Consider the following 8,620-nt stretch of genomic DNA (forward strand, 5'->3'; position numbering starts at 1 on the left):
CCTGCTCCGGCTACATGCGCGACCAGGTGACCCGGCTGTTCGACGTGCCGGCCCGGTCGATCGACGTGGTACCCAACGGGGTCGACGACCGCGCCTGGCGGGCCCGGCCCCGGGCGGTCGCCACCGCCCGGGCCCGCTTCGCCGGGGCGGGCCCCCTGGTCGGGTACGCGGGCCGGCTGGTCTACGAGAAGGGCGTGCAGCACCTGGTGCACGCGGTGCCGTACCTGCGGGACCGGCACCCGGGACTGCGCGTGGTGATCGCCGGCGACGGCCCGTACCGGGAGGAACTGGTCGACCAGACGCGGCAGCTGCACCTCGGCGAAACCGTCCGGTTCGCCGGCTTCCTGGACACCACCCAACTGCCGGCGGTGCTCGCCGCCACCGACGCGACCGTCGTCCCCAGCCTCTACGAGCCGTTCGGCATGGTGGCGCTGGAGGCGGCCGCCGCCGGGGCACCGCTCGCGGTGGCCCGCACCGGCGGGCTGGCCGAGATCGTCGAGCCCGGCGTCACCGGCGTGACCTTCCCGCACAGCGACCCGGACGCCCTGGCCGGCGCGGTCGACCGGCTCCTGGGCGACGAGGTCTTCGCCCGCCGGGTGGCCCACCGCGCCCGCACCATGGTCACCGAGCGGTACGGCTGGGCCACCGTCGCCGCCCGGACCGCCGGCAGCTACGCCGCCGCCCGCCGGGAGCACGACGCGTGCCAGGCCCACCGGTCGGCCACGCTGCTGGCCGGTGGCCGATCCGCCATCACCATCCCGGACGGCAATCTGCTGGCCGAGGCCGCGAGCTGACCCGCGTCGCATCGCCGACAGATCCGCCCGGCCCGCGACGGCATACTGCCTGGTGATCCGGCCGGTCCGCCGCACCGGTCCCGGCCCCCTCCCCTGTGGACCGTCCGGGTGATGCCCCTCCACCCGACGACTTGATTACAGTGGCGTAGTTTTGTCGATCAAGACCTTTGGGAAGGGCGAGCCGACATGATGGGACCGTCCCACGCGCTGTCCGGCGCGGCGGTGTGGCTGACCGGCTCCTGGGCGCTGGACCAGTTCGCCGACTACCACCAGACACCGCTGGCGCTGGCGGTAGGCACCGCGGTCTGCGCGGGCGGGGCGCTCTTCCCCGACCTCGACCTGTCCGGCAAGGTGACCCGCAACCAGGGCGGCGCCACCGTGGCCCGCACCTTCGGCGTAGTCAGCCTCTTCCTCGCCGAGGTGATGGAGAAGATCTCGCTGGGCGTCTACTACGCCACGAAGCTCAGCAAGGATCCGAAGCGCAACAACGGGCACCGGACGCTGACCCACACCATCCCGTTCACCCTGCTGGTCGGCTGGGGCACCACCGCGCTCTGCGCCCACTACGGCAAGTGGGCGGTGGTCAGCATCCTGTTCTTCATGATCGGGCTGGCGCTGCGCGGGCTCTTCGACGAGTGGGCCGAGCGGGCCGGCTGGGTGATCGTCACCCTCGCGTCGGCCGGGGCCGCCTGGTTCACCTTCGCCAACCTGCCCGGTGACCGGGGCTATCCGCTCATCGGCACGGCCGTCGGCGTGGGCTGCTTCGTGCACATCCTCGGCGACATGATCACCCGGGCCGGGGTGCCGATCCTCTGGCCGATCCCGATCAAAAGGCGGATGTGGACGATGATCGGCCTGCCCAACAGCATCGCGCTGCGCACCGGGAGCAAGGCCGAGACCATCGTGCTGCGCGCGGCGATGACCGTCCTCGCGGTCCTCGCCGCGGTCGGGCTGGTCGCGCCGTCGGTGCTGCAACGGTTCAACATCGAGGTGTGACCTCCACGGACGAGCCGGCCGCCACGCCGGCAGCAGCGGCCGGGCCGGCGGACGACGCCCGACCGCCGGCCGAGGACGCGGCGGTGCCCGGATTCTGGCAGCGGCTGGGGCTGCCGGGGCTCGCCGACGTGCACACCCACTTCCTGCCGCCCCGGCTGCTGCGCAAGGTGTGGGCGTACTTCGACGCGGCGGGCCCGCTGGTCGGCACCGAGTGGCCGATCCGCTACCGGTGGGACGACGCCGAGCGGGTGGCGCACCTGCGCCGGCTCGGCGTCCGGGCGTTCACCGCGCTGGCGTACCCGCACCGGCCCGGGATGGCGGAGTCGCTGAACCGGTGGACGCTGGACTTCGCCGCGCGTACCCCCGGTTGCCTTCCCTCGGCCACGTTCTACCCGGAACCTGGGGCGGTCCGCTACGTCGCGGAGGCACTGCGCGCCGGCGCTCGGGTGTTCAAGGTGCATGTCCAGGTGGGCGCGTTCCTGCCCACCGACCCGGCGCTCGACGCCGTGTGGGGGCTGCTGGCCGACGCCGGCGTGCCGGTGGTGGTGCACGTCGGGCACGCGCCGGTCGGCACCGCCCACACCGGACCGGGGCCGTTCGCCGCGGTGCTCACCCGGCATCCCCGGCTGGCCGCGATCGTGGCGCACCTCGGCGCGCCCGACTACACCGCGTTCCTCGATCTCGCGGAGCGGTATGAGCGGGTGCGCCTGGACACCACCATGGCGTTCACCTCGTTCTTCGACCGGTTCATGCCCTTCCCGCACCGGGAGCTGTCCCGGCTGCGGGAGCTGGGGCTGGCCGGCAAGGTGCTGCTGGGCAGCGACTTCCCGAACATTCCCTACCCGTACGCCGAGCAGCTCGACGGGCTGGCCCGGCTCGACCTCGGCGACGACTGGCTACGGGCGGTCTGCTGGAGCAACGCCGCCGCCCTGTTCGACCTGACCTGAGCCGGACGCGCGCCAGATCGCCTACCTGGCGGTGTCCGGCGTCCGCAGACACTGCCACCTCGGCGCACCGGAGTGGATCATCGAAGGGCCGGGCCGACGAGCGGCCGAGTGCCCAGCGGGGCGGGATCCGGCACCGGGCGCAGCCAGGGGCCGGCGAGGAGTCCGACGGCGACCTGGGCGGCGCCCGCGACCACGAGCGTGGGGCCGGCGCCGGCCAGCCCGATGACGGCCCCGCCGGCGAGCAGTCCGATCGAGACGGCGCCGTCGTGCACCAGGCTCTCCGCGGCGAAGGCGGCCCGCCGTTCCGCCCCGTCGGTGCGGGTGGTGATCAGGCGGTTGAGGGCGGCGATGCCGAGCGGCATGGCGAACCCGCCGACCGCGGCCAGCGCCGCGATCAGCACGAGCGAGGAGGTGACGGCGGGCAGCGCGGCGAAGGTCGCGCCGAGCAGGATCCAGCCGGTAGCCATCGTGGCCAGCGGCGGCAGCCGGGGTACGAGCATCGGCGCGAGCAGCGCGCCGGCGAGCGAGCCCGCGCCGTAGCCGGTCATGCCGGCCGAGACGAGCAGTCCGGGGCGGCCGGTCTCGGCGCCGAGGATCGCCAGCCCGAGGGTGAAGGCGAACCAGGTGAGGCCGCCGACGCCGGCCATGGTCACCGCGCGGCGTACCTCGGGGTGACGGGCCAGCACGTGTCGGAGCGCGGGGGTGCCGGCGGCGGCCTCGGCGCGGGGCGCGGCGGTGCCGCGTACGGCCAGCAGCAGGGCGGCGCCGAGAGCGACGCCGGCCGCCTCCGCCCAGAGCAGCTGGAACGGCCCGCCGACGGTGATCGCCCACCCGGCCAGCGGCGGCGCGAGGATCATGGTGCTGCGGTGCGCGAAGTCCTGCCAGGCGAGCATCCGGGCGGCGACACCGGGGCCGGCGCCGTCGCAGATGTCGGCGAGCAGCGCCCGCTGCCCCGGCCCGCTCAGCGCGGTGGCGGCCCCGGTGATCAGCCCGGCGGTGGCCAGGTGGAGCGGGCCGACGGCGCCGAGCGCCGCGCCGACCGGGACGACGAGCAGCCCGAGCACCTGCACCGCGAGCACTCCGGCGAGGGCTCGTCCCGTGGTGAGCCGCTGCCGCAGGCCCCGCGCCCACCAGGGCGAGGTGAGCATCGGCAGCCCTACCGCGCCACCGACCAGTCCGGTGGTCCACGCGGATCCGGTCTCGGCGAGCGCGACGAGAGGCAGCGCGACGGCGGTGGCACGCTGCCCTAACCAGGTCACGAAGGTGGTGGTCAGCATGGCGGCGATGGCGTGGCGTGGGTTCACGGTTTCGATCCTGTGGTTCCGGCGGCTCGCCCGGTAGCTGGCGAAACGGCATGCCAGCTCATAATCTGTGCCTATGAGCTCCCTACCCACGGTCGATGATCTGCGGCTCGTCGAGGCGCTGGCCCGGCACGGCTCCGTGGGCGCGGCGGGCCGCGAGATGCGGATCAGCCAGCCGGCGGCGAGCAACCGGCTGGCGGCGCTGGAGCGGCGGATCGGCGAGCAACTCTTCGAGCGGGACACCACCGGGGCGCGACCGACCCCGGCCGGGCGGGCGCTGGCGGCGGAGGCGGCCCACGTGCTCGGCCACCTGGAGGCGATCTTCGACCGGACCCGGGCGGCCGCCCGCGGCGAGGTGCTGAGTGTCGGCACCTTTTCGAGCCTGGCCGCGTTGCTGTTCCCCGCCCTGGTCGAGCTGCTCGGCGAGGTGACCCTGCAGCAGGTCACCGACCACGGCGACCGGCTGGTCGAGTGGGTCGGCGAGGGCTCGCTGGACGCCGCCTTCGTCACCGTCGCCAACCAGCTGCGGCTGCCGGCCACGGCCACCGCGACACCCGTCGCCGGCGACCGGCTCGCCGTGCTCACCCCGCCGGGGGTACGGCTCGGCACCGGGCGCCGGCCGTTCGCCGGCCTCGACGTGGTGGCCCACACGTACGACCCGTCGGCCGACGCGCTGCACCGGCGGCTCTCCGCGCTGGGCGCTCGGCCCAGGCCGGCGGCCACGGGCGAGACGGCGGTACGGATGGGCCGGCTGCTCGACTGCCCGGTGGTCCTGCCGCGCGGGCTCGCCCTCGCCTACGCGGCCCCGGACGAGCACGTCTCGGCGGCGCCGGTGCCGGGGCGCTTCACCCTCTTCCTGGTCACCCGGCGACCCACGCCGTCCACTCTGGCGACGGTGGTGGACGGGCTGGCCGACCGGCTCGGCCTGGAACGGGCGGGACGGACCTAGCGTAGGTCGACGGTCACGGCCTGGGCAGGTCCGCGCACAGCTTCCTCGGGAAGGCCGGCTCCACGGTGAGCACCCTTCCGCAGCCGGCCTCCGTCGAACTGGCGATCGTGGCCCACCCCTGCTGGCCGGCCCAACGGAGGAAGTAGCGGCGCACGTTGACCGACGGGTTGCAGCCCGGCCGTGCCTCGGCACCGCACGGCACCGGATCGAACGGCACCGTCATGACCAGCCACGTGCCGTCGCAGCCCTCGGGCGAGCCGACGGAGTGCCGGGACACGTCCATGCCTCGAACCGCGACATCGATCCAGGCGCGGGCACAGTGGTCCGCCGGCATCGGGTCGCAGCCGAACGTCGGGTCGCAGCGGCGGTAGTTCTCTCCGTCGCGTTTCCACGGCTCCTGGTTGAGCACGACGATCCGGCCGTCGATCGGCCCGGGCGCGGTCAGTGTCACCTCGCCCGGCGTGTGCGTGGGGCAGGCCCCGACCACCCCCGACAGCCGCGAGTCCTGCACCACATTGGCGTAGATGAGGTTGTTCTCCTCCACGAAGTAGGTGATGCGCGGATCGCGGGAGCAACCATCGGCGTCACCGAGCAGCGCCAGAGTGAGCACGAGCGAGCGCGGGTCGTCGCTGACGCGTACCGTGGTGACGTCGGCCTGGTAGGTGCCCCAGCTGGAGTCCTCGGCGGAGCCGGCCGGCGAGGACGCGTCGCCCGGCTTGGCGCAGCTCAGGAGGGCGGCCAGGCACAGCAGGGCGGTGACGAGTCGACGCATGGCAATGAGTATGGCCGGCAGGCGCCCCTGCACATCCGTACGGATACTCAGTCCGGGTGTCTCAGACGCCGACCCGCTGCTCGGGGATGCAGAGGCCGTAGAGGGCCATCAGTTCGGGGCTGTCGATCCGGCTGCCGTCGGCCACCGAGTCGCAGGAGATGTCGACAATCATGTCCTTGTGCGCCAGCAGGTACGGCCGGGCCCCCACGTCGGCGCTGGCCAGGGTCGCGATCCCCGACCAGTGCCGGCGCCCGAACAGCATCGGGTAGCCGCGCAGCCCGTCGTAGGTGGCGCAGACCAGCACATCCGGGTACGGCAGGGCGGTCACCCGCCGGACCGCGGCGGTGGTGAGCCCAGGCATGTCCACCGGCACCACCACGACCGCCTCGATCCCCTCGTCGGTCAGCGCGGCCAGCCCGGCCCGGATCGAGGAGCCCACCCCGGTCCCCCAGGCCCGGTTGACCACCACGGTGGCCGAGGTCAGGTCCGTCGTCTCGCGGACCTGGTCGGCCGCCGCGCCCAGCACGACCACGACCTGCTCGCAGCCCGCCTCGCGCATCGTGTCGATCAGCTGGCTCACCAGGGGTTTCTCCCCTTGGTGCAGCAACGCCTCGGGTCCGCCGATCCGACGGCCCCCTCCAGCGGCGATGATCATTCCTGCGATCCGGTTCAGCTGTGCCCCCTCGACCAGGGGGACGGACCGGGGCAGCCGCACCCGGTCCGTCCCGTCGTACGCACACCGGACCAACGAGCGCCGCGCGAGACAAGTAGCGGGCGAAAGGGAAAAATCGTGCAGACGCCGCCGGCCGGGCCGGGCCGCCCTCAGCTCGCGGCGGCCACCGCGACCGGCGTCGCCTCCCGGGGCGGGTGCGGCAGCAGGCTGCGGAGATCACCGCCGGTGCCGGCGAGGAAACCGGCCGCCGTCGCCGAGTAGATCGACATCAGCATCGCCGGCTGGAACGGCAGCAGACCATCGGCGCCGGCCAACTCGGCTCGGCGTCGCGCCAGCGGCACAGGCCGGTAGGGCACACCCAACCGCGCGGCGACGTCACCGGCGGTCACGGCCACCGGACCGACCAGCTCGTACGTGCGGGCCCGATGCGCGGTTGGCTGGGCCGCCACCTCGACGGCGACGTCGGCGAGGTCTTGGCGCGCCACCGCAGCCAGCCCGCCCGCGCCGAACGGCGCGGTGACCACCCCGTCCACCGGGGCCGCCAGCTGACCCAGCAGCTCCGCGTACAGCCCGTTGCGCAGGATCGTCCAGGACAGCGAGCTGTCCCGCAGGCGCCGCTCGGTCCACCGGTGGGCGAGCGCGAAGGCCAGATGGTCACCGGCGGCGGTGAGGCTGGTGTAGATGACATGCTCGACGCCCTGCTCCTCGGCGGCGCGGATGACCCTGTCGTGCCGGGCGATGACCAGATCGTCCTCGCCGTAACCGGCCGAGACCAGCACCAGAGTGCGCACCCCAGCGAAGCGCAGAGTCGCCGGGTCGTCGAAGTCGACACACCGCCCCAACGCACCGAACTGCTCTGGAGTACGAGTGCCGGCCAAGGGAGCGAGGCCCCGCTCCGCCAGCCCGGCGTGGACAAGGGAACCCAGGTGCCCAGAAGCACCGGTGACGAGCAGCATGGATGAGCGTCCCTGATCAGCTTAGTGATCCTGAGTCGGATTGGGTTTCCGGGATCGTTTCCCACCGTGGTGGGGTCGCGTGGGCGTGGAAGTGGAATCCCGCGCCCAGAGCGGCTCCTCGCGGCCGATGGCCGGTGGTGGGTGTGCTGGTCGTGTTCACGCCCTGGTGTCGGTGGGCTGCGCGGGGCAGCCTCCGGTCCGTTGGTGCGTGTCCCTCCGGACGCTTTCCCGCCCGGCCGTGGGGTCGGGTGGGGGAGGGTGCCCTACGTCGCCTGGGCGCGGGGCGTGGTGGCTTGCGCCGGGTCGGGCCGGTCTTCGACCGGTCCCCCCGGTGGCTTGTCGTGATGACCGCTGCCGCTTCGAGTTTGTCGACCACGGCGCGGATGACCATGTGCCCGCTGGTCTTGTCGATGACGGTCTTGGCCTGATGGGTCAGGCCGCGGGCGGCGATCCGCCGCCATGCCCCGTGGTCGCGGTCGCCCTGCCAACGGCAGGACTGGTGGGGACAGATCGCCCACTTCCAGCCCGCCACGGTCGGCTTGTCAGGGGCCTTGCAATGCCGTAGCGGGGTCAGGCACTGGGGGCAGTGCTTGGAGGTGTTCCGGGCGGGGACGGTGACCACGGCGATACCCGCCTCGGCGGCGAGGTGCCGCATCCGGTCGACGATCTGCCCGCGCACCTGCTGCGACAGACGGGTATTCAGGGTGGCGCCCATGCCCCGGGCTCCCAACGACCGCAGATCTTCGACGTAGATGACGGTCGCCCTGGCGGCGATCGCCTGGTCCACGGCCCACCTGGCGGCGGCCCACGCGAGCGCGGCGTTCAGGTTTGTTCGGCGGGCGGAGACGTGGCGGATCTCGTCGCGCAGCACCTCGTGCTTGCCGACGAGTTGATGCTGCTCGTCACGGCCGGTGAGGCGTTGGTAGTGGTCGGCTTTGGCGTGCAGCCGCTCACTGTGACGGCGCAGGCGGTGCTGTTTGGCGAGGATGCCGGCGGCGCGGAACTGGCCACCGGCCCCCAACGCCGTGATCTGCCCGTCCTCGTGGAGTCGCAGGGCTCCCGCGCTGAGGAGGGTGTTCAGGCCCCAGTCCACGCCGACCGCGACCGTGTGGCCGGTGCGCCGGGCCTTCGGGACGGCGTGCGTGTATGCCAGGTCGGCGTGCACCTGCCGGCCGGCGACGCGCAGGGTGGGCAGGTGCACCACCGCGTCCGTGGGGACCGTGGGCGGCAGC

The 8,620-nt window shown here is 73.6% G+C and carries 9 protein-coding genes; 4 read left to right on the forward strand and 5 right to left on the reverse strand.

All coding sequences use genetic code 11. The features are described 5' to 3' along the window. The 3 genes from ACY34I_RS39545 to ACY34I_RS39555 form a co-directional block, all read left to right on the forward strand. Positions 1 to 794, forward strand: a 794-nt coding sequence (locus tag ACY34I_RS39545; protein WP_462760539.1) for a glycosyltransferase family 4 protein, incomplete at its 5' end; no start/stop codon positions are given. Between the two features lie 186 nt (positions 795 to 980). Next, on the forward strand, positions 981 to 1,790 hold the full coding sequence (locus ACY34I_RS39550; protein WP_148801287.1) for a metal-dependent hydrolase: 810 nt from the start codon (positions 981 to 983) through the stop codon (positions 1,788 to 1,790). Positions 1,791 to 1,873: 83 nt separating this feature from the next. After that, a complete protein-coding gene (locus tag ACY34I_RS39555; RefSeq protein WP_462760552.1) occupies positions 1,874 to 2,737 on the forward strand; it encodes an amidohydrolase family protein in 864 nt (287 codons plus the stop codon). 77 nt (positions 2,738 to 2,814) lie between these two features. Here ACY34I_RS39555 and ACY34I_RS39560 read toward each other — a convergent pair whose 3' ends face one another. Continuing rightward, positions 2,815 to 4,041, reverse strand: a complete 1,227-nt coding sequence (locus ACY34I_RS39560; protein ID WP_462760542.1) for an MFS transporter — start codon at positions 4,039 to 4,041, stop codon at positions 2,815 to 2,817. Between the two features lie 73 nt (positions 4,042 to 4,114). Between ACY34I_RS39560 and ACY34I_RS39565 the strand changes: the two genes are divergently transcribed. After that, positions 4,115 to 4,987 (forward strand): LysR family transcriptional regulator, encoded by an 873-nt coding sequence (locus ACY34I_RS39565; protein ID WP_462760544.1) that lies wholly within the window; start codon positions 4,115 to 4,117, stop codon positions 4,985 to 4,987. Between the two features lie 13 nt (positions 4,988 to 5,000). Here ACY34I_RS39565 and ACY34I_RS39570 read toward each other — a convergent pair whose 3' ends face one another. The 4 genes from ACY34I_RS39570 to ACY34I_RS39585 all read right to left on the reverse strand — a co-directional run. Then, positions 5,001 to 5,759, reverse strand: a complete 759-nt coding sequence (locus tag ACY34I_RS39570) for a hypothetical protein (RefSeq protein ID WP_462760546.1) — start codon at positions 5,757 to 5,759, stop codon at positions 5,001 to 5,003. 61 nt (positions 5,760 to 5,820) lie between these two features. Then, a complete protein-coding gene (locus ACY34I_RS39575) occupies positions 5,821 to 6,414 on the reverse strand; it encodes a nucleotidyltransferase family protein (RefSeq protein ID WP_462760555.1) in 594 nt (197 codons plus the stop codon). A gap of 167 nt (positions 6,415 to 6,581) precedes the next feature. After that, entirely contained in the window at positions 6,582 to 7,388 is an 807-nt protein-coding gene (locus ACY34I_RS39580; protein ID WP_462760548.1) for an NAD(P)H-binding protein, read from the reverse strand. 16 nt (positions 7,389 to 7,404) lie between these two features. Then, positions 7,405 to 8,620, reverse strand: a 1,216-nt coding sequence (locus ACY34I_RS39585; RefSeq protein ID WP_462760550.1) for a zinc ribbon domain-containing protein, incomplete at its 5' end; no start/stop codon positions are given.

Source organism: Micromonospora sp. RTBAU3-60 (assembly GCF_054963695.1).